The 20,985-nt window shown below is 42.3% G+C and carries 13 protein-coding genes; 12 read left to right on the top strand and 1 reads right to left on the bottom strand.

Translation table 11 applies throughout. The features are described 5' to 3' along the window. The first annotated feature begins 19 nt into the window (after positions 1-19). From HMPREF0847_RS08855 to strH, 8 genes are all read left to right on the top strand, one after another. Entirely contained in the window at positions 20-877 is an 858-nt protein-coding gene (locus HMPREF0847_RS08855) for an ABC transporter ATP-binding protein (protein ID WP_037622575.1), read from the top strand. Beyond that, positions 870-1,598, top strand: coding sequence for an ABC transporter permease (locus HMPREF0847_RS08850; protein ID WP_008808414.1), 729 nt, complete (start codon positions 870-872; stop codon positions 1,596-1,598). Before HMPREF0847_RS08855 ends, HMPREF0847_RS08850 begins: the two co-directional genes overlap by 8 nt. A gap of 163 nt (positions 1,599-1,761) precedes the next feature. Further along, positions 1,762-2,796: a heat-inducible transcriptional repressor HrcA gene (gene hrcA / locus HMPREF0847_RS08845; protein ID WP_008808415.1), complete on the top strand. Its 1,035-nt coding sequence runs from the start codon at positions 1,762-1,764 to the stop codon at positions 2,794-2,796. Positions 2,797-2,831: 35 nt separating this feature from the next. Further along, positions 2,832-3,368, top strand: coding sequence for a nucleotide exchange factor GrpE (grpE, locus tag HMPREF0847_RS08840; protein WP_008808416.1), 537 nt, complete (start codon positions 2,832-2,834; stop codon positions 3,366-3,368). A 369-nt stretch (positions 3,369-3,737) separates the two neighbouring features. Beyond that, entirely contained in the window at positions 3,738-5,561 is a 1,824-nt protein-coding gene (gene dnaK, locus HMPREF0847_RS08835; protein ID WP_008808417.1) for a molecular chaperone DnaK, read from the top strand. Between the two features lie 249 nt (positions 5,562-5,810). Further along, positions 5,811-6,443, top strand: coding sequence for a DJ-1/PfpI family protein (locus tag HMPREF0847_RS08830; RefSeq protein WP_008808418.1), 633 nt, complete (start codon positions 5,811-5,813; stop codon positions 6,441-6,443). A 176-nt stretch (positions 6,444-6,619) separates the two neighbouring features. Continuing rightward, the gene (gene dnaJ, locus HMPREF0847_RS08825; RefSeq protein WP_008808419.1) at positions 6,620-7,753 is read left to right on the top strand and encodes a molecular chaperone DnaJ; all 1,134 of its coding nucleotides are present in this window, start codon (positions 6,620-6,622) and stop codon (positions 7,751-7,753) included. A 229-nt stretch (positions 7,754-7,982) separates the two neighbouring features. Continuing rightward, on the top strand, positions 7,983-11,555 hold the full coding sequence (gene strH / locus HMPREF0847_RS08820) for an LPXTG-anchored beta-N-acetylhexosaminidase StrH (protein ID WP_020992791.1): 3,573 nt from the start codon (positions 7,983-7,985) through the stop codon (positions 11,553-11,555). A 161-nt stretch (positions 11,556-11,716) separates the two neighbouring features. Here the strand turns inward: strH and HMPREF0847_RS08815 are convergent, their stop codons facing one another. Further along, positions 11,717-12,190, bottom strand: coding sequence for an NUDIX hydrolase (locus tag HMPREF0847_RS08815; protein ID WP_008808421.1), 474 nt, complete (start codon positions 12,188-12,190; stop codon positions 11,717-11,719). A 101-nt stretch (positions 12,191-12,291) separates the two neighbouring features. Here HMPREF0847_RS08815 and truA point away from each other — a divergent pair, with 101 nt between their 5' ends. The 4 genes from truA (at position 12,292) to HMPREF0847_RS08795 (ending at position 20,973) form a co-directional block, all read left to right on the top strand. After that, complete coding sequence (gene truA / locus HMPREF0847_RS08810) at positions 12,292-13,041, top strand: tRNA pseudouridine(38-40) synthase TruA (RefSeq protein ID WP_008808422.1); 750 nt, start codon at positions 12,292-12,294, stop codon at positions 13,039-13,041. A 374-nt stretch (positions 13,042-13,415) separates the two neighbouring features. After that, complete coding sequence (locus HMPREF0847_RS08805; protein WP_008808423.1) at positions 13,416-19,358, top strand: ZmpA/ZmpB/ZmpC family metallo-endopeptidase; 5,943 nt, start codon at positions 13,416-13,418, stop codon at positions 19,356-19,358. A 381-nt stretch (positions 19,359-19,739) separates the two neighbouring features. Beyond that, positions 19,740-20,501 carry a bifunctional hydroxymethylpyrimidine kinase/phosphomethylpyrimidine kinase gene (locus tag HMPREF0847_RS08800; RefSeq protein ID WP_008808424.1) on the top strand — a complete coding sequence of 254 codons (762 nt, stop codon included), beginning with the start codon at positions 19,740-19,742 and terminating at the stop codon, positions 20,499-20,501. After that, complete coding sequence (locus tag HMPREF0847_RS08795) at positions 20,491-20,973, top strand: ECF transporter S component (RefSeq protein ID WP_008808425.1); 483 nt, start codon at positions 20,491-20,493, stop codon at positions 20,971-20,973. The genes HMPREF0847_RS08800 and HMPREF0847_RS08795 overlap by 11 nt, the downstream gene beginning before the upstream one ends. Positions 20,974-20,985: the final 12 nt, after the last annotated feature.

The raw sequence follows: 20,985 nt of genomic DNA, 5'->3' as shown, positions 1-20,985 counted from the left end.
TTTTTTATCAATTGTTTTTATGAAAGCGAGGATAATGATGAAAAAAACGATTATTGAAGTTCAAGGCTTAAAAAAGAAGTTCAAGGAACAAGAAGCCTTGGCAGGAATTGATTTTTCCATTCAAGAAGGAGAAATTTTTGGTTTTCTAGGACCATCTGGATCAGGAAAAACAACGACCATTAATATCTTGACTGGGCAGCTAGAGGCAGATGCTGGAACAGCTCATGTGCTGTCTAAAACGGTTGAGGATTTAAAGGTAGAAGTCCTGGAGCAGATAGGGATTGTCAGTGACGCTAGTGGCTTTTATGAAAAAATGTCGCTTTACAACAATCTTAAGGCCTATGCTATGATCTTTGGTGTGGATATGAAGAAAGTCGATGAGCTTCTTCAAAAAGTGGGGCTCTATGATAGTCGCAACAAGGTGGCTGAAAAACTATCTACAGGTATGAAACAACGGATGCTATTGGTCCGTGCCTTGATTAATCAGCCCAAACTGCTCTTTTTAGATGAGCCGACCAGTGGTTTGGATCCGTCAACTTCCCGAACAATCCATGACTTGCTACTGGAACTAAAAGCTCAGGGAACAACTATTTTTCTGACAACTCATGATATGCAGGAAGCTACACTTTTGTGCGATCGTTTGGCCTTATTGCATAAGGGTAAGTTGGTCGAAGTGGGTAGCCCGCATGAGATTATCCAAAAGTACAATACAGATAAGAAAGTTCGTTTAGAATATGTAGATTTGACAACGAAGACGGTGGCCTTTGAGGAATTGCAAGGAGGCATGGATCTGTCAAATGTTATCAGTATTCATTCTTGCGAACCAACTTTAGAAGATGTTTTCATCACTTTGACAGGAGGTACCTTAAATGTCTAATAAATTAAAAGGTATGATTTGGCTGAGAGGTCAAGTGACATTAGCAAATAAAAGTATCCTATTACAAGTTCTCATGCCAGTTTTCTTCGTTTTTCTCTATAAATTTATTTTTTCTCTGAATGGAGCAGGTAAAGAACTGGGAGCAGACAGACTAGCTATCTTGTTAATGAATATTTCTTTGCCCTTCTCTTTAGCCATGTCTGTTGGGACACCCATTATTATCATCTTAGCTGAGGAAAGGGAAAAACATAATTTGCAAAGTTTGCGCTTGGCTGGTGTGACAGCTGGTCAATACATTCTCTCTGCCTTAATCTGGCCAGCGATTATTGGGATCTTTTATATCATCATTACCCCGATTTTGGCAGGAGCTAAGCTTTCTAATCAGGTATTCAGTTATGGTTTGGTTCTCTTGTTAACCTTGCTAGTCTTAATTTTCTTCTTCTTAATGGTTGGTCTGTTTTGTAAAAATCAGGTCATGGCACAATCCCTTAGTGTTCCAGCTATGCTTTTGGTAGCTTTTATTCCTATGTTTTCGAATATGAATGAGGATTTATTTAAGGTTCTGCGTTATAGCTTTATGGGCCTCTTTACTATTTATATGAAAGATTGGTCTCATTTCCATTTATGGAGCGGAGAATTTATGGCTCTGCTACTTTGGTTGCTTCTTTTTGCAGGACTTTCTTTCTACTTAATGAGTAACATGAAAGCCTTGGATGATTAACCTAGGTCTTTAGACTGATTTTTAGCACTCTTGAAAAAAGAGTGCTAATTTTTTGAATTTTTATCTTGACTTTGTTCGGGAAGAGTGTATAATAGAATCATGAGTTAGCACTCAAGGTGATCGAGTGCTAACAAAGAAGGAAATCTTGAATGGAGGTGGTGTCGTGGTAACGGAGCGTCAAAATGAGATTTTAAATTTGATTATTGATATCTTTACCAAGACTCACGAGCCAGTAGGGTCCAAAGCTTTACAGGATTCCATCAATTCTAGTAGCGCCACTATCCGAAACGATATGGCAGCTCTAGAAAAACAGGGACTATTGGAGAAGGCTCATACATCTAGTGGTCGTAAACCTAGCGTGGCTGGTTTTCAGTACTTCGTCAAGCATTCGCTATCTTTTGATCGTCTAGCTGAGAATGAACTTTATGAGGTTATCAAAGCCTTTGACCATGAGTTTTTCAACTTGGAGGACATTCTTCAACAGGCAGCGGACCTTCTAACTAAGCTGAGTGGTTGCACAGTTGTTGCCTTGGATGTCGAACCCAGTCGGCAACGTTTGACAGCATTTGATATCGTAGTACTCAGTCAGCATACGGCTCTAGCAGTCTTCACTCTAGATGAGTCCAATACTATCACCAGTCAGTTTATGATTCCGCGCAACTTCCTAAGAGAAGACTTGGATAGGCTTAAAGCTTTGGTTCAGGAGCGATTTTTGGGACAGACAGTCTTGGATATTCACTACAAGATTCGGACGGAAATTCCCCAGATTATCCAGCGCTATTTCACTACGACAGATAATGTTATTCATCTGTTTGAGCATATCTTCGGTGATATTTTCAAAGAGAATGTTATTGTGTCCGGCAAGGTTGGCTTGTTGAATTTTTCAGATTTGAAGGCCTATCAATTCTTTGATGATTCACAGAAGGTGGCCTTTGAGATTAGAGACAGTCTAGCCGAGGATCAGATGCAAAGCGTGCGCGTGGCAGATAGCCGAGAAAGTTGCTTGTCTGATTTGACCATTATTTCTAGCAAATTTCTGATTCCTTACAGAGGATTTGGAATTTTAGCAGTCATTGGACCAGTCAATCTCGACTATCAGCGAGTGGTCAGCCAGGTTAATGTGATTAATCGTGTCTTGACTATGAAACTGACGGACTTCTATCGCTACCTCAGTAGTAATCACTATGAAGTCCACTAATTACAGTATAATCATTCCTAAAAAGGAGGTGCCTTGTGGCAAAACATAAACAAGAAAAACATCCAGAAGATGTAGAAGTGAAAGAGGAAGCAGTGGAAACAGCTGAGCAAGCTAAATCTGCAAGCCCCGAAAAATCAGAATTAGAACTAGCAAATGAGCGGGCAGATGATTTTGAAAATAAATATCTCCGTGCCCATGCAGAAATGCAGAACATTCAACGCCGTGCCAATGAAGAACGTCAGCTCTTGCAACGCTATCGTAGTCAAGATCTAGCAAAAGCGATCTTACCTTCTTTGGACAACCTTGAGCGTGCTCTTGCTGTTGAAGGATTGACAGATGATGTCAAAAGGGGACTGGAAATGGTACAGGAAAGCTTGATTCATGCTCTCAAAGAAGAAGGCATCGAAGAAATTCCGGCCGATGGAGAATTTGACCATAACTATCACATGGCTATTCAAACTGTTCCAGCTGACGACGAACACCCAGCAGATACCATCGCCCAAGTCTTCCAAAAAGGCTACAAACTCCATGACCGCATCCTACGACCAGCAATGGTAGTGGTCTATAACTAGGCAATTCTGACGGTTGCTAAAGCAACTCGTCAGAAAACGGCAATCGCTATGGCGTTTGCCTAGCCTCCTTACTAACTCGTCGTCGAAATAATATCGATTTCGACTTCTCGCGTCGCAACATATATACTTTGAAAACTCGTCCGAAATGACAATAAACTATGAAGAAAGATAAGAAGAAATTGTTCAGCTTTGCAATAGTGAGCGAAGCGAACAAAAGACGATACTCTTCGCCGTGGTGTTATTTGCGCAAACTTTGAGACCTTAGGCTCAAAGTTTAGTCAAAGAGATTGACGAAGTCAAGCTCTGACGGCGCCGCCACCTAAGAAGAGTATCAAAAAGAAAGAATGTAAAATTTAAGGAGAAAAACACATGTCTAAAATTATCGGTATTGACTTAGGTACAACAAACTCAGCAGTTGCAGTTCTTGAAGGAACTGAAAGCAAAATCATCGCAAACCCAGAAGGAAATCGTACGACTCCATCTGTAGTATCATTTAAAAACGGTGAAATCATCGTTGGTGATGCTGCAAAACGTCAAGCAGTAACAAACCCAGATACTGTTATCTCTATCAAATCTAAGATGGGGACTTCTGAAAAAGTTTCTGCCAACGGCAAAGAATACACTCCACAAGAAATCTCAGCTATGATTCTTCAATACTTGAAAGGCTACGCTGAAGAATATCTTGGTGAAAAAGTAACTAAAGCAGTCATCACAGTTCCAGCTTACTTTAACGATGCGCAACGCCAAGCGACTAAAGACGCTGGTAAAATCGCTGGTCTTGAAGTAGAACGTATCGTCAACGAACCAACTGCAGCAGCTCTTGCTTATGGTTTGGACAAGACTGACAAAGAAGAAAAAATCTTGGTATTTGACCTTGGTGGAGGTACATTTGACGTATCTATCCTTGAATTGGGTGACGGTGTCTTCGATGTATTGGCAACTGCAGGAGACAACAAGCTCGGTGGTGACGACTTTGACCAAAAGATTATCGACCACATGGTTGCAGAATTTAAGAAGGAAAATGGCATCGACTTGTCAACTGACAAGATGGCTCTTCAACGTTTGAAAGATGCAGCTGAAAAAGCTAAGAAAGACCTTTCAGGTGTGACTTCAACTCAAATCAGCTTGCCGTTCATCACAGCAGGAGCCGCAGGTCCTCTTCACTTGGAAATGACTCTGACTCGTGCGAAATTTGATGATTTGACTCGTGATCTTGTAGAACGTACAAAAACTCCAGTTCGTCAAGCTCTTTCTGATGCAGGCTTGAGCTTGTCAGAAATCGACGAAGTCATCCTTGTTGGTGGATCAACTCGTATCCCAGCCGTTGTAGAAGCTGTTAAGGCTGAAACTGGTAAAGAACCAAATAAATCAGTAAACCCTGATGAAGTAGTTGCCATGGGTGCGGCTATCCAAGGTGGTGTGATCACTGGTGATGTCAAAGACGTTGTCCTTCTTGACGTGACTCCATTGTCACTTGGTATCGAAACAATGGGTGGCGTATTCACAAAACTCATCGACCGCAACACTACTATTCCAACTTCTAAATCACAAGTTTTCTCTACAGCAGCAGACAACCAACCGGCCGTTGATATCCACGTTCTTCAAGGTGAACGCCCAATGGCAGCAGATAACAAGACTCTTGGACGTTTCCAATTGACAGATATCCCAGCTGCACCTCGTGGAATTCCTCAAATCGAAGTAACATTCGATATCGACAAGAACGGTATTGTATCTGTTAAGGCTAAAGATCTTGGAACTCAAAAAGAACAAACAATTGTCATCCAATCTAACTCAGGTTTGACAGACGAAGAAATCGACCGCATGATGAAAGATGCAGAAGCTAACGCTGAAGCAGATAAGAAACGTAAAGAAGAAGTTGATCTTCGTAACGAAGTTGACCAAGCTATCTTTGCGACTGAAAAGACTATCAAGGAAACTGAAGGTAAAGGCTTCGACGCAGAACGTGACGCTGCTCAAACTGCCCTTGATGACCTTAAGAAAGCTCAAGAAGACAACAACTTGGACGAAATGAAAGCAAAACTCGAAGCTTTGAACGAAAAAGCTCAAGGACTTGCTGTTAAACTCTACGAACAAGCTGCAGCAGCTCAACAAGCTCAAGCAGGAGCAGAAGGCGCACAAGCAACAGGAAACGCAGGCGATGACGTCGTAGACGGAGAGTTTACGGAGAAATAGGCGGTAAGACAGAACTAAAAATTGAAAGTTTTTAGTTCGTAGTCGAACCCCCGCGAGGATGATTAGGATTTTTGGGAGTCTGAAAGACGAACCCAAAATCCAATCAGCTACCGCGTCAAAAGTTGTTTTGAAAATTAGATGAGGTGGATAGGTCTTTGTCTTAACCTCGGTCTGATGTCATAAGTATAGGAAGAAATCCAGAGGTTGCAACCCAGCCTCTGTTTTTCGGTAAGATAGAGGGTGACCTTTATGAAAAAAGTACTTTGTATCATTTATCCTAATTTTTCTCTTTATGAAGTAGTTAGTCTAACTAGTACTTTAGCTCTATCTTTTGGTGTTGAGATTGATTATGTAGGATCAGATAGGAATATCATAACATCGGAAGATGGATTAGCCTGTCAGCCTACTAGAACACTGGATGAAGTGGTGTTAGAAGATTATTCTTGTGTCATTTTGCCAGGAATGATAAATATTGCCCCTGCTTTGCATGATGAAAAATTGATCTCTTTCCTAAGAAGTTTAAAACAGCAAGAAATTTTGATTGCAGCTATTTCATCAGCACCAATTTTATTAGCGAAAGCAGGCTTATTGAAGGACACGAAATTTACTGGCGGTATTTGGCAAAACTTCTTTGACTATTTTGAATTTCTTCCGCGGGAAAATTTCAAAGCTAAAGCTGTCCTGCAAGATAAAAATATCATTACTGCTGTTGGCTTTGCACATCAAGAGTTTGCAAGGATAGTTCTTCTTAGTTTAGGTTTGGTAGATAGTGCCGAAAACTATTTCAAAGAACAGAACGAATATTCAGAAGAGGATTTGGTTTTTACTCTATCGGACAAAGAGTTTGATGAAGTGAAGCAGAGCATAAAAAACAACTTCTAAGAAATCTCTTAAAATTTATAGAAAGGAACATGGGTTCTAAAAATTCTGACTCAATATAAAAGAAAGGAACTGAACCCGACCTAAATTCTCGGAAAAAAGAGAAATCAGCCTAGGAGCATCGCTCCGTCGCCTGATTTCCTATTTTTCAGTCGAATTTTACGGTCTTGGTATCTTATATGAACAATACGGAATATTATGACCGTCTAGGTGTCTCTAAGAATGCTTCACAGGATGAAATCAAGAGAGCCTATCGGAAATTATCAAAAAAATATCACCCGGATATTAATAAAGATCCTGGGGCAGAAGATAAGTACAAAGAGGTCCAAGAAGCTTATGAGACTTTAAGTGACGAGCAGAAAAGAGCGGCCTATGATCAGTATGGTGCTGCTGGAGCCAATGGCGGTTTTGGCGGTGGCGCAGGTGGCTTTGGAGGCTTTGATGGAGCTGGTTTTGGTGGTTTCGAAGATATCTTCTCAAGCTTCTTTGGTGGCGGTGCTTCGCGAAATCCAAATGCTCCTCGTCAAGGTGATGATCTCCAATACCGCGTTAATCTCAAGTTTGAAGAGGCTATTTTTGGTACTGAAAAGGAAATTAAGTACAACCGGGAGGCGTCTTGTCGTACATGTAGCGGATCAGGTGCTAAGCCAGGGACAAGTCCAGTGACTTGTGGACGCTGTCATGGCTCAGGTGTCATCAATGTAGATACGCAAACTCCTCTGGGCATGATGCGTCGTCAAGTGACCTGTGATGTCTGTCATGGACGCGGAAAAGAAATTAAGGAGCCTTGTACGACCTGTCATGGAACAGGACATGAAAAACAAGCCCACAGTGTCCATGTTAAAATCCCAGCAGGTGTGGAAACTGGCCAGCAAGTTCGCTTAGCAGGTCAAGGAGAAGCAGGTTTCAATGGTGGCCCTTATGGAGACTTATATGTAGTCGTCAATGTCGAACCAAGTGATAAGTTTGAGCGAGATGGATCTACTATTTACTACAAGCTCAATCTAAACTTTGTTCAGGCTGCTCTTGGAGACAGTGTGGAGGTTCCAACCGTTCATGGTGATGTTGAGCTCAATATCCCAGAAGGCACTCAGACTGGCAAACGCTTCCGCTTACGTGGCAAGGGAGCTCCGAGTCTTCGTGGTGGAAGCATGGGGGATCAGTATGTGACTGTTAACGTTGTGACTCCAACAGGACTGAATGATAAGCAAAAAGCGGCGCTCAAGGACTTTGCGGCTGCAGGAAATATCAGTGTAAATCCTAAGAAAAAAGGCTTCTTTGACCATATTAAAGATGCTTTTGATGGGGAATAAAAGAAAGGCAGAGAGTGGACTGAAGTTATAGTTCACTCTCTCTTTTTTGGATTTGAGATTTTTTGAAATCTTGCTTTAAAATATAGGTATCTGAATTAAATCTCTTTATCATTAAATTATAGAATCTTGCTGAAGGCTCATTGCAGAACAGGGGATAATAGCCTATAATGAAGAAAAAGAAACCGTTTACATAATCGGTTTTTCTATTTATCAAAAAGGAGATTTTATGATGGTCTTTCATAGAGAACAGCGTTTTTCTATTCGTAAATTTTCAGTTGGAGCGGCTTCTGTTCTAATTGGAATCACTATGGCTGGACAGGTTGTTTCGGCAGAAGAGCTTCCAACTACGCAGTCAAATGTTGTCGCTCTAGCAGATTCTACTGAACCCAAAGCTACAGAAGAAGTGGCAACCTCTAGTCCCGCACAAGATAAGTCTACAGCAGAGGAAACGTCCGGAGCAAATCCTGTAAACAATAGTGAAGCAACTCCATCAACTTCTGCACCAGCAGAATCTAATACAGATATTCCTAAGCAAGATAAGACCCCTGAAAAAGATGCTACTGGAGAAGCAGAAAAAAGAAATGATTCTGAGGAGAAAGCAGGCCTACCTACTGATGCACCAAAGGGTCAAGAGTCAGACCGTGTTGACGAAAAGCTTGCCATGAGGAAAATGATTTCAGTTGATGCAGGTCGTAAATATTTTAGCCCAGAACAATTGAAAGAAATTGTAGACAAGGCTAAGCGTTATGGTTTTACAGACATGCATTTACTGTTAGGAAATGATGGACTGCGTTTCCAATTGGATGATATGTCGTTAACTGTAGGCGGTAAGACCTATTCTAGTGAAGATGTTAAAAAAGCTATTGAAAAAGGGACCAACGATTATTATAATGATCCAAATGGCAATCACTTAACACAAGCTGAAATGACGGACTTGATTGACTATGCTAAACAACAAGGAATCGGTCTTGTTCCGACAATCAATAGCCCGGGCCATATGGATGCGATCTTGAATGCCATGAAGGAGCTGGGAATTGAAAAACCTAATTTTGACTACTTTGGCAAGGAATCTGCTCGAACAGTTGATCTAAATAATCAGCCTGCTGTTGATTTCACAAAAGCCTTGATTGAGAAATATGCTGCATATTTTGCTGGTAAGACGGATATTTTCAATATTGGTTTAGATGAATATGCTAATGATGCGACTAATGCTAAAGGGTGGCAAGTCTTACAAGCGGATAAGTATTATCCAGGAGAAGGTTACCCAGAAAAGGGCTATGAAAAATTCATCGCTTATGCCAATGATCTAGCTAAAATCGTTAAGCGAAATGGTCTGAAGCCGATGGCCTTTAATGATGGTATTTACTATAATTCTGATCAAAGTTTTGGTGAATTTGATAAGGACATTATTGTGTCTTATTGGACTGGTGGCTGGGGAGGCTATGATGTTGCTTCTTCTAAACTTTTGTCTGAAAAAGGGCATAAGATTCTAAATACCAATGATGCTTGGTATTATGTTCTAGGTCGGAATGCAGACGGCCAAGGTTGGTATAATCTGGACCAAGGATTGAAGGGAATTGCTTCTACACCGATTACCAGCGTTCCTAAGTCTGAGGGAGCAGATATTCCAATTATTGGTGGTATGGTGGCTGCATGGGCTGATGAGCCTTCAGCACGTTTTTCCCCATCTCGTCTTTATAAGCTGATGCGTCGCTTTGCCGACCAAAATGCTGAGTATTTTGCCGCCAATTATCAAGATGCAGAAAAAGAATTAGCAGCAGTCCCAAGTGACTTGGCTTCTAAATATACACCGGAAAGTATCGCTCGTCTTAAGGAGGCTGAAAATGCTGTGAAAGAATTAGACAGGCATCTAAGTCGGAGCAAGCAAGAAGAGATTGATCTTGCGGTTGCTCGCTTAAAAGAAGCCCGTGAACATCTCCAGCCAACCCCTGATTATCAAAAAGTACTGGATGCCCAAGCTGAACGAGAAAAATTAGCTAAGAGTAAGGTGATTTCTATTGACGCTGGTCGGAAATATTTCTCATTGGATCAGCTGAAGAGAATCATTGACAAGGCTAGTGAATTGGGATATTCAGATTTGCATCTGCTAGTTGGAAATGACGGTATGCGCTTTATGTTGGATGATATGACTGTTGAAGCCAACGGTAAAACCTACACAAGTGATGAAGTGAAAGAAGCGATCTTGGCTGGTACCAAGGCTTATTACGATGATCCAAATGGAAATGCTCTCAGCCAAAAAGAGATGGATGAGCTGATTGCTTATGCCAAAGGAAGGGGTATAGGTCTTATTCCAGCACTCAATAGCCCAGGCCATATGGATGCCCTTTTGGTCGCTATGGAAAAACTAGGTATTCAAAATCCGCAGGCTTACTTTGATACACTATCCAAAACAACCCTTGATTTGGAAAATGAAGAAGCCAAGTCCTTTACCAAAGCTTTGATTGGCAAGTATATGGATTACTTTGCAGGTAAGGCTAAAATTTTCAACTATGGAACGGATGAATATGCCAACGATGCTACCAATGCTCAGGGTTGGTATTATCTCAAATACTACAACCTCTATGGTAAGTTCGCAGAATATGCTAATTCTCTAGCTGCTATGGCAAAAGAGAGAGGTTTGCAACCAATGGCCTTCAACGATGGCTTCTACTACGAAGACAAAGACGATGTTGAGTTTGATAAGGATGTCTTAATCTCCTATTGGTCTAAAGGCTGGTGGGGCTATAACCTGGCATCACCACAGTATTTAGCAAGTAAGGGCTACAAATTCCTCAATACCAATGGGGATTGGTACTACATTTTGGGGCAAAAGCCAGAAGATGGCGGTGGTTTCTTACAGAAAGCACTTGATAATACTGAAAAGACATCATTTAATCAACTAGCTTCTACCAAGTACCCAGAAGTAGATCTTCCAACAGTCGGTAGCATGATTGCCATCTGGGCTGATAGACCGCAAGCTGAATACAAAGAAGAAGAGATCTTCCGATTAATGACTGCTTTTGCTGATCATAATAAAGACTATTTCAAGGCTAATTATGGCCCTATTCAAGAAGAAATTGCTAAAATCCCAACCGATTTGACCATCTATACACCAGAATCTGTTGCAGCTCTAAAAGTAGCTCAAGATGAGATTGATTGGGAATTAAGCCGAATGAAGCAAGAAGAGGTAGATAAACTAGCGGCCAAGCTAAAAACTGCCCGCGAAAATCTCAAGCCAATCACCTACAATGGCAGTGCTGATGAGGAAGAAGTTCGTGCTCTTGTGGAATATAAACCATATCTTGATATTCAAACAGAAGAGATTGCCTTTGAGACAAAAGAAGTAGCAAATCCAAACCTTGAAAAAGGGCAACGCAAGATTTTGCAAGTGGGTATCAAAGGTGAAAAAACGAATTTAGTTGAAATATCTGCCCAGGACAGTAGTAGCAAGCTTGTGGAGAGTTTCGTTTCTAAGGATGCTGTAGCCGAAATTGTGGAAATTGGAACAAAAGAAGCAGATTCACCAAAAATGGGTGGAAGGCAGGTTCAGCCAGCCCCGTCGGTTACTCCTTCTGTTAAGGGATCATCAGCGCTTAGCCAAGTAAGTAAAAAAGAAGACGGCCTAAAACCGACTCAAACTAAGCAGCCAATAGCTGAAAAATTATCTCAACCATCTGCCCAAGCAGTGGCTAAGGACAATAAACTTCCGCAAACTGGAACAACTTCAGCTTGGCCTATAACTCTTCTGGGAACAGCTTTAGCTATGATCGGTTTGGGTGGACGCAAGAAAAGGAAAGGATGATTTATTATCGTTCTAAAAATCGAGTGTAAACCTAGGCTTAAATAATTATTTGGGCAAGAATAAAGACGAGGTCAAAGAAAATAGTTTGGCCTCGTCTTTTTGTTTATGACATTATGGGGAATAGGCCCTCTAAGGGGGGTGCTAGCTTAGGTTCTTTTTCTTCACTCGCCTGGTTTTCCAGTTATGATGTGTTGAATTCCTTGATGGATATGAGGGAGCAGTTCAGGTAGAAAATTAGGATAGGCCGTGTGGTTTTGGAGTTCTTCCAAAGGGATCCATTCGACAGTTTCATTTTCTGAAAGACTAGGGAATTGCTGTCCTTTTGGTTTCATCAAGTAATAAAAGCAAATTTCGTGACAGTCTAGTCCTGCCAATCGTCCTGTTTCCTGCTGGAAGAAGTTTTCATGGATAAATACTAACCGATCAATCTCGTATTCTTGACCAGTTTCTTCCTGGATTTCCCTTTTGACGGCTTCCTGGGAGGATTCTCCCGACTGAACAGCACCTCCGAGTGGATAGAAGTAGCTTTCGTCAGGGTTGGTCATGAAAGCCACGGCTCCTTCTTCTATGATAAGTGCTGCGGCTTTGTATCTGAAACGTCTATGTTCTTCTTGAAAGCTGATATCTGCTAACATTCTTCCCTCCTTTTTTAGAATTAGTATATCATTTTTTTATTGATACTGGCATAATGAAAATGTTCTTGCTACTACTAGCTTTTCCTGCTACAATAGGTCTTATGACTAGATATAAAGCGATTATTTCCTATGATGGACATGACTTTGCTGGTTTCCAAAGGCAGCCTCATGCTAGAAGTGTCCAAGAAGAGATTGAAAAAACCTTGACTCGAATTAACAAAGGCCAGCCTGTGGTCATTCATGGTGCAGGTCGAACAGACAGTGGTGTTCATGCTCTGGGACAAGTTCTACATTTTGATTTACCAGAAGAGCGGGATGAAGAGAAATTGCGTTTTGCCTTGGATACACAGACGCCAGAAGATATTGATTTCATCAGTGTGGAGCGGGTGTCGGATGATTTTCACGCTCGCTACAATAAGCACAGCAAGACCTATGAATTTTTGGTGGACATCGGTAGGCCCAAGAATCCTATGATGCGCTATTATGCCACCCATTATCCTTATCCTCTGGAGCTGAGCCTGCTAGAAGAAGCGATTACTCAGTTAGAGGGGACGCATGATTTTACAGGTTTTACTGCTTCGGGGACCAGTGTGGAAGACAAGGTTCGGACCATTACTGAGGCCAAGGTCCGCTATGATGCAGAGCGTAATTTTCTGGTCTTTACTTTTTCGGGCAATGGCTTTCTCTATAAGCAGATTCGAAATATGGTTGGCACACTTCTCAAAATCGGCAACAAGCGTATGCCAATAGAGCAGATCCAGAGGATTTTAGCGGAGAAAGACCGTCATCTAGCAGGGCCAACTGCCGGTCCCAATGGCCTTTATTTGAAAGAAATTAGATATGAAGAATGAAGCTGAGATAATGGTATCTTGGCTTTATTTGATTGGGAGTAGCTTTCTAGAAAAGAGACTAAAAGATTCTTCTCTGATACATTTTTATTTCTATCTGGGAAGTCTCTTTAAAATGTCATATGGAATAGGTGTGAAATGACTATTTGGAGCGATTTTTAGCGATTCTACAAAAAAAGCTGAAAAATTCTCCATTTTTTAGTAGTTTTTGAAGAAATAAATAGTTTTTTCAGGAAAAATCTATTGTAAAAAACATCTAAAAGAATTATGATAATACTATGTGTATAAATGCTGTCTTTTAAAGGCTAATAGGGAGTTAGCCGATGAAGACTTAGGGAGAAAATTTATACATCCAAACAAATAATGGGAGTTATGAAGTGAAGGATTTTAGAAAAGTACAGGAGAAAATTCAGAAATTTTCGATTAGAAAATTATCTGTTGGTGTAGGCTCCGTTGCAATTGCTGCCTTGATCTTTGGGAGTTTTTTGACTAGCCCAGCTGTTGCTGCTGATGAAGTTGGAAAGACTGGTCAGGCTCATTACACTTATGTTGAAGAGCAAGAGTTAACTGAGCAGGAGAAGGAACTGATTAAGCATGAGCTTCCTTCCGATTTGCAATCAGGTGAGAATTATTACCTGATTTATCGTAAGCAAGGGAAACCAACAGTTTTGCCTCAAACAGGAAATAATGGGCAACCGCTTCTTGGCATACTAGCTGGGACGGCTATTTTGGCTGTCTTGGTGTTTTCTCGTAAGAAGGCTGGCAAGTTGGTGGGAGTGCTTTTGATTGGAGCGTTCGGACAGAGCCTTTTGCTTTCGCCTCAAGTTTTTGCGCTAGAAAATAAAGAGTTGGCTTCTTATAACCGTCAAGTTTCGATTTCTTCAGGTGTTTCTGAAGCAGATTTAGCGATTGAAGGTTACGACTATATCGGTTACTTTACTGCTTCTGATTTGCATTCTTTGAAGGGGACGGCGTCGGCCTCTCTAACTGAAGAATCTAACCATAAAAACCAACTAGCAGTACCAGAAAATTCAAAATCTGGACGGGATGTTAGGGGTCAAGAAAAGCAAACAGAGCTTATGGAAGAGGAAAAACCAGATCAAGATATTTCAAGTCAGGTTGGAAGTATCTCTGATTCCACTCCTAACCCATCTTCTCAAGGATTACATCCAAATAAGGAAACATCAAAAGAAGAAAATAAAACGAATCCGAATCAATCTGAAAAAAACAGCAGTAGTAAGGGAGAACCAGAAGTTCAACCAGAGAAACCAACCTATACAGAGCCGGTTGGTACAGCGGGAGATACAGCCCCATTCGAGCCAGCACTTCCAGCATACACAGGGTCAGTGAATGGTGAACCAGAAGTTCAACTAGAGAAACCAGCCTATACCGGACCGGTTGGAACAGCAGGAGATACAGCCCCAGTAGAGCCTGCGCTTCTAGCATACACAGGGTCAGTAAATGGCGAACCAGAAGTTCAACCGGAGAAACCAGCTTATACTGGACCGGTTGGTACAGCAGGAGATACAGCCCCAGTAGAGCCCGCTCTTCCAGCATACACAGGATCTGTGAATGGCGAATCAGAAGTTCAACCAGAGAAACCAGCCTATACCAGACCGGTTGGAACAGCGGGAGATACAGCCCCAGTAGAGCCTGCGCTTCCAGCATACACAGGTTCTGTGAATGGCGAACCAGAAGTTCAACCGGAGCAACCAGCTTATACAGAGCCGATAGGTACAGCAGGAGATACGGCCCCAGTCGAGCCTGCGATTCCAGAATACACGGGTGGTGTTAACGGGGAATCAACAGTTCAAGCTGAGCTGCCTAGTTTGCATACAGAGGTCAAGCTAGAAACAATTGAACCAAAGGTCGTTCACAAAACTGATGATAGCAAGTATCTTGATGAAGAGACAACTGTAGAAGGAACTCCAGGCCAAAAAGAAATTGTAACCAGCTATGAAGTCTTGGATGGCAAGCGGATATCGGAGCCACAAACAACTGAGCGCATCTTGCATGAAGCAGTTGATACAGTGGTCACTCGAGGCACTAAGACTCGCGTTAATAAAGAAGAATTAAGTAAGCAGCTAGCTTTAGCAGCGACTGTGGATCCTGCAGTTTACACCAATCAATCCTACCAGCAATTGCAAGCAATTAAGAATATGGCTGAGTCGGTTTATCAGACTTCGTCGAGTCAAGATGAAGTAGATGCAGGTGTCAACCAACTCAAGCAGGCTTTAGCCGACTTATTGGCTCTTAAAACAGCGCCAACTCTGACTGTTTCAGCGGTTAAGAAGGATGAATTGCAGAAATCAGCGCAAATTCAATACCAGCTGACGGACAGGGATCAAGCCTTTACTAGTGCTCATGTTCGTCTGAAGAAGGATGGTCAATTAATAGCAGAGCAAAACTTGGCGACCGGTCAGTTGACTGCCAGCTTCAGTGGTTTGGACTACTATACACCTTATGATATCGAGACGACCCTGTCTTATGACTTAGGAAATGGCTCTGAAAGCAAAGAGTTAGCTCGAGAGACAGTTCAGCTTGACCTGAAGAAGGTGGAACTCAAGTCCATCACTAATGTCGCCTTGATGAAGGTTGAGAATGGCCAGACAAAATTGATGCCTACTTTGGCTGAAAAACCAGCAAATCTGGATCAATATTACTTGCACTTTACATCCGACCAGTTCAAGGACACGGTCCTGCCGGTTACCTCTATCGAGGAAGTGGTCGTTGATAACCAGCCTGTCTTCAAGATCAAGGCTCAGCTACCAGACTTGCTGCAAAGAAGCGCAACTGGCCTTCAAAACAGCTTTGATTTCTATCTGGAAAAGGCCAAGAAGCGTGAAGGGAATGTCTATTATGACTTCCAAGACCTCTTGGACGGTATCAAGGAAAATCCTTCTGGGACCTTTATTTTGGGTCGCAGTATCAGTGCCAAGTTGATTGACAAACCTGCCAACAGCAAGTCTTACTTGCCAGGAGAATTCAAAGGTCAGCTGATTGGTGGTCAAAATGGCGAGCGTCATGCAATTTTAGACTTGGCGCATCCTCTATTTGATACGATTACTGGCGGAACGGTCAAGGATATTGACTTTAAGCGAGTCAATATGGTTTATCCAGATTCGCAAGCGGGCGATACTATTGCGACAATTGCTGCTCGTTTGAAGAATAAAGGAGTAATCGAAAACGTCAATGTCCAAGGCTACTTGGAAGGAAGAGACCATATAGCCGGTCTGGTTAACAATATAGAAGGCCAATCTCGAGTTGAAAATGTCTCCTTTAAGGGCCAGATTAAGTCTAAAGGCGGAAACTCTGTAACAGGTGGTATTGCAGGCAGCAACTCTATGTCCTTGGTGAAACGCGCCTACGTTGAAGCGGATATTTGGGTGCACAGTGCTCGTAATGCAGGTATGTTGGTTGCTCAAAACTTCACTGACAATTCAGGCTCAGGCTGGGGTAATTGGGGCAAGCTGATGCAGTCCGTTGCCAAAGGTAAGTTAGAGGATGCAGGCTCAAGAAATGCAGCTGGTATCGCCGCTTCCATTTGGCCGTATGGAACTATCAATGACACCGTCAGCTATGCCACAGTAGTGAACGGTAAAGAGCTCTTTAGCTCAGATAATGAGATTACCGATGCTTGGATGGGACAAAAGCTCCAAAACCTCTTTGGTGTTCAGGGGCAAAGCTCTGGAACCAAGACAGGAAAAGATGCCAAGTTCCGTCGCTTGACAGAAGCTGAAGCCGAGCAAAAAGTCAAGAGCTATCGGATTACGGCTCTTGAAGAAACCAGCGCCAATGAAGTAACAACTGAGAAGCTAAATGCTGCTATCCTGAGAACAAGTACTTATCAAGATAAGCCAGGTTACAAGGCAGAAAATGAACAGCTTTATCAGAACCTAGAACGTTTTATGCCTTTCTACAATCAAGAGTTCTTGATTCATGAAGCCAATAAGCTGGTGGATGCTGGTAAAGCAGGAGACTTGTTGACTAAGAAAGTTCTAGCAGTTCAAGCCCTGAAAGGCAATCAGTTTGTTGCTGGCGGAACAGATGCGGACAAGATTTTAGTCCATTTTGCAGACGGAAGCAAGACCATCTACAATCTTCAAAATCAAGCACGATTTGAACAGACAGTTCTGCCGGAATATCAGATTGCAGAGCTTGGTACAGTCTATACTCCAAATCACTCAACGGCTGTCAAAGAAGACTTGCTGGCTCAGTTGACTGAGAGCTTGAAGAGTTTCGAACTGTATAGTGATGAAGTCTATCGTTCTGTTGGTCTGCCTAATGATAATGATAAGGTCAACAAAGTGAAGCGTCTCTTCTTGGATGAATCTCTGGCTGAAGTGAAAGCCAACTTGCAGGATATGATTAGTAAGCTCCTGGCCAATGAATGGACAAGATTCCATGCTGACAATCCAGCAGCCAACGAAGCTCTGAAAGCTAAAATCGAAGAGAACAAGACCGCTATCATGCTCGGTCTGACCTACCTCAACCGTTATTACGATCTCAAGTTTGGCGACTACAACCTCAAGGAGCTAGTGCTCTTCAAACCAGACTTCTATGGTGAAAAAGTACCATTGTTGGATCGCTTGATTAAGATTGGACGTTCGACAGAAAATCAACTAAAAGGGGCAGACAATGTCAATATGTTTGCACGTCAGTTGAAGGCTGAGTCCAAGTCTAGTGATTTGGTTGCTTACTTGGATTACAACCGTCGCCTGCTGACTGACTTTGCGGACATGGATTCTTGGTTCAAGGATGCAACCCGAGGCTTTATTCAGTTTGAAGAACGCCAGTCAGAAGTTGAGGAGATTAGGTCTGCTAAGTATCGCGTCTTCGATAACCTCAATTCTGAATATTTCAGCAACTATATTCTTCCGCTGCTAACCTTGAAGAATACGCGTTTAGCCATTCTGTCAAACTATAGTACGATGGCCTTTGTCAACAGAGACAAGCGCCGGTCATGGTCTGATGAACGATTTAATGCGCGCATCAAGGAAGTAGCGACCCAGCATCGAAATCACATAGACACTTGGTACAAACTGCTCTCAGATGATATCAAGTCCAGAATGGTCAAGCAAAATGTAACGGCTGTATGGGATGGTTTTGATGTGGAAGGACGTGGCTGGATTGATGTCAACGGAAATGATAATAAGGGCAATCCTTATGCTCCATCCCGCGAGTTCTTCAACCTAGTTGGGGGCAGAGCTGGTGGCTGGTACAAGTCAAATGGCTATGGCGCCCATGCTGCCGGTTCAATTCGTGTGAACTTCGAAGCCTTTGACCTCTTGACAGAATACGGTGTATCTGTCTTCACGCACGAACTCACCCACGTCAATGACGGCTATATTTACCTGGGTGGACATGGCAGACGACAAGGTATCGGACCAGAAGGCTATGCTCAAGGCATGCTCCAATCACCTGTTCCTGGTCAGCCAGGTTGGGGTGCTCTAGGTCTCAATATGGCCTTTGACCGTCCAAATGATGGCAGCCTCATTTTCAATAGCTCGCCAAGTCTCTTCAAGAACCGAGCAGATATTGACCATTACATGAAGGGTTATAATGATAGCCTCATGCTGCTGGATTATCTTGAGGGTCAAGCGGTTGTGAATAAAGGAAATGCAGCAGCAGCTAAATGGTTCAAGAAGGTTGAGCCGAAGGTTGTAGATGCTCGGACTCAATACGATGTCGTGAGAGAGTTGACAGCAGAGGAGAAAGCAGCCATGTCAGTTTCATCTGTAGATGACTTGGTTGACCAAGGCTTGCTGTCTAATCGTGCGGTGGACAATCGAACTTATAACCCTGCTGACTACGACTCTAGTTACATTGCAATCGACTTCATGACAGGTATCTATGGTGGCGGTCAAAACAGTACTGGAGCGCCAGGTGCCTTGATGTTCAAGCATAATACTTTCAGAATCTGGGGTTACTATGGCTATGAAAAAGGTTTCGTAAGCTATGCTTCCAATAAACACCGTAAGACAGCCAATGAGCAAGGGGTGACTGGCTTGAGTGATAACTTTATCATTAAGCAAATTTCTGGAGGCGAATTTGAAACCATGGAAGCCTTCAAGAAAGCTTACTTCAGAAAAGTTGTGGATAAAGCACAAACTTCAGGTATTAAGCCAGTGACTGTCAACGGAAAAGTCTATCACACTTATGAAGAACTGAAAGCTGGTTTTGCAGAAGCTGTTGACAAGGATCTGAAGAAGTCTCGTGTCGATGAACGGGCAACCAAGGACTTCAAGTATGCTGTCTTTACACAATTACTCAAGAATACCAATAGCTTTATGGATGAAAACTCCATTTGGGGTTCCTAAGAAAAAGTGTTTAATTGCCTACATGAGTAGCTGCAAATAATGACCTTTAGCAAGATGTAATCAATAACCCATTTGAATTAGCTCTGGATGTGTCGTCACTGACAGTCTGATTCAGATGGGTTATTTTCTTGCGTATTAGTGATTCCTAACATCAGCCATCTCCGTTTGTTATACTCTATTTTCAAAAATCTGTCCCCAGACAGTTCCTGTTTTTAGTCCTTGCTGGGGTATTTTTTTCCTGCTAAAATAAACACATAGCACCTTATAAAGCTATTGTTTCGCTGGATTTACGTAAAAAATAGTAGATTTCAGAAGAGAAGATCGCCATCTGGCAGAAGGGCAATAGCAGGTTCAAACGGTTTTATCTAAAGGAGATTCGTTATGAAGAATAAACTCATTTTAGCCCTATCGGGTAATGATATATTTAGCGGTGGCGGACTACATGCTGATTTAGCTACCTATACAGTCAATGGTTTGCATGGTTTTGTGGCTGTGACTTGCCTGACTGCGATGACCAACCAAGGATTTGAGGTCCTTCCGGTTGAAGAGGAGGTTTTTACTCAGCAACTATCCAGCCTCAAAGATGTTCCTTTTTCTGCTATTAAAATAGGGCTTTTACCCAATCTAGCAATAGCAGAGCAGGCATTGGATTTTGTCAAGCAACATGCAGATATACCAGTAGTGCTAGACCCTGTTCTGGTCTGTAAAGAAAATCATGATCTGGAAGTTAGTGCATTGAGAGAAGAACTCATCAGGTTCTTCCCTTATGTCAGCATCATCACGCCTAATTTGGCAGAAGCTCAGCTATTGACCCAAAAAGAAATCAAAAGTCTGGAGGATATGCAGGCTGCAGCCAAGGAGCTTTATGATTTAGGAGCCAAGCATGTGGTGATAAAGGGTGGCAATCGCTTGAGTAAGGAGCGGGCGGTGGATGTTTATTATGACGGTCGAGATTTTGAGGTATTAGAATCGCCAGTGCTAGCTAGCAACAATACCGGAGCAGGCTGCACATTTGCTTCCAGCATTGCTAGCCAGTTGCTTTTAGGCAAGAATCCTTTTGCCGCGGTTCAATTTTCTAAGGATTTTGTTTACGGAGCGATTCAGCGCTCAGATCAATATGGGGTGGTTCAATATGAGAAATAATCAAGTTAAAAAATTAGTTATTTTAGCTTTCATCACAGCTCTGTCTGTCGTTTTGGGGAATTTTTTGAAAATCCCTACGCCTACAGGATTTTTGACCTTGTTGGATGCAGGAATTTATTTTACGGCCTTCTACTTTGGACACAAGGAAGCAGCTATTGTCGGAGGGCTTTCAGGCTTTTTGATTGATATGATTGCTGGCTATCCTCAGTGGATGTTCTTCAGTTTGATTTGCCACGGCCTGCAGGGCTTCTTTGCTGGTCTGGAAGGTAAGAGTCGCTATCTTGGTCTAGTTTTGGCTGCAGTTTCTATGGTTGGTGGCTACGCCCTCTTTGACAGTATCATGAATGGTGTTGGAGCAGGTCTAGCTGGGATGTTGGGTAATTTTATGCAGAATGTTTTTGGTTTGGTAGTCGGTTACGTCCTTTACAAAGTCTTCCCAGAGAGTTTGAAAAAGATGGTTACAGTGAAATAAGTGGGGTGAGAC

Origin of the sequence: Streptococcus sp. 2_1_36FAA, from assembly GCF_000161955.2 — a bacterium.
GTDB lineage: Bacteria > Bacillota > Bacilli > Lactobacillales > Streptococcaceae > Streptococcus > Streptococcus gordonii.
The sequence above is the reverse complement of the archived record's forward strand: the minus strand, read 5'-3'. Positions and strand labels throughout refer to the sequence as shown.

Excerpts from the sequence above, each read along its gene's own strand:
- HMPREF0847_RS08855 (WP_037622575.1), top strand. The coding sequence starts at position 20 with ATGAAAGCGAGGATAATGATGAAAAAAACGATTATTGAAGTTCAAGGC.
- HMPREF0847_RS08850 (WP_008808414.1), top strand. The coding sequence starts at position 870 with ATGTCTAATAAATTAAAAGGTATGATTTGGCTGAGAGGTCAAGTGACA.
- dnaK (WP_008808417.1), top strand. The coding sequence starts at position 3,738 with ATGTCTAAAATTATCGGTATTGACTTAGGTACAACAAACTCAGCAGTT.
- HMPREF0847_RS08830 (WP_008808418.1), top strand. The coding sequence starts at position 5,811 with ATGAAAAAAGTACTTTGTATCATTTATCCTAATTTTTCTCTTTATGAA.
- dnaJ (WP_008808419.1), top strand. The coding sequence starts at position 6,620 with ATGAACAATACGGAATATTATGACCGTCTAGGTGTCTCTAAGAATGCT.
- strH (WP_020992791.1), top strand. The coding sequence starts at position 7,983 with ATGGTCTTTCATAGAGAACAGCGTTTTTCTATTCGTAAATTTTCAGTT.
- HMPREF0847_RS08815 (WP_008808421.1), bottom strand. The coding sequence starts at position 12,190 with ATGTTAGCAGATATCAGCTTTCAAGAAGAACATAGACGTTTCAGATAC.
- truA (WP_008808422.1), top strand. The coding sequence starts at position 12,292 with ATGACTAGATATAAAGCGATTATTTCCTATGATGGACATGACTTTGCT.
- HMPREF0847_RS08800 (WP_008808424.1), top strand. The coding sequence starts at position 19,740 with ATGAAGAATAAACTCATTTTAGCCCTATCGGGTAATGATATATTTAGC.
- HMPREF0847_RS08795 (WP_008808425.1), top strand. The coding sequence starts at position 20,491 with ATGAGAAATAATCAAGTTAAAAAATTAGTTATTTTAGCTTTCATCACA.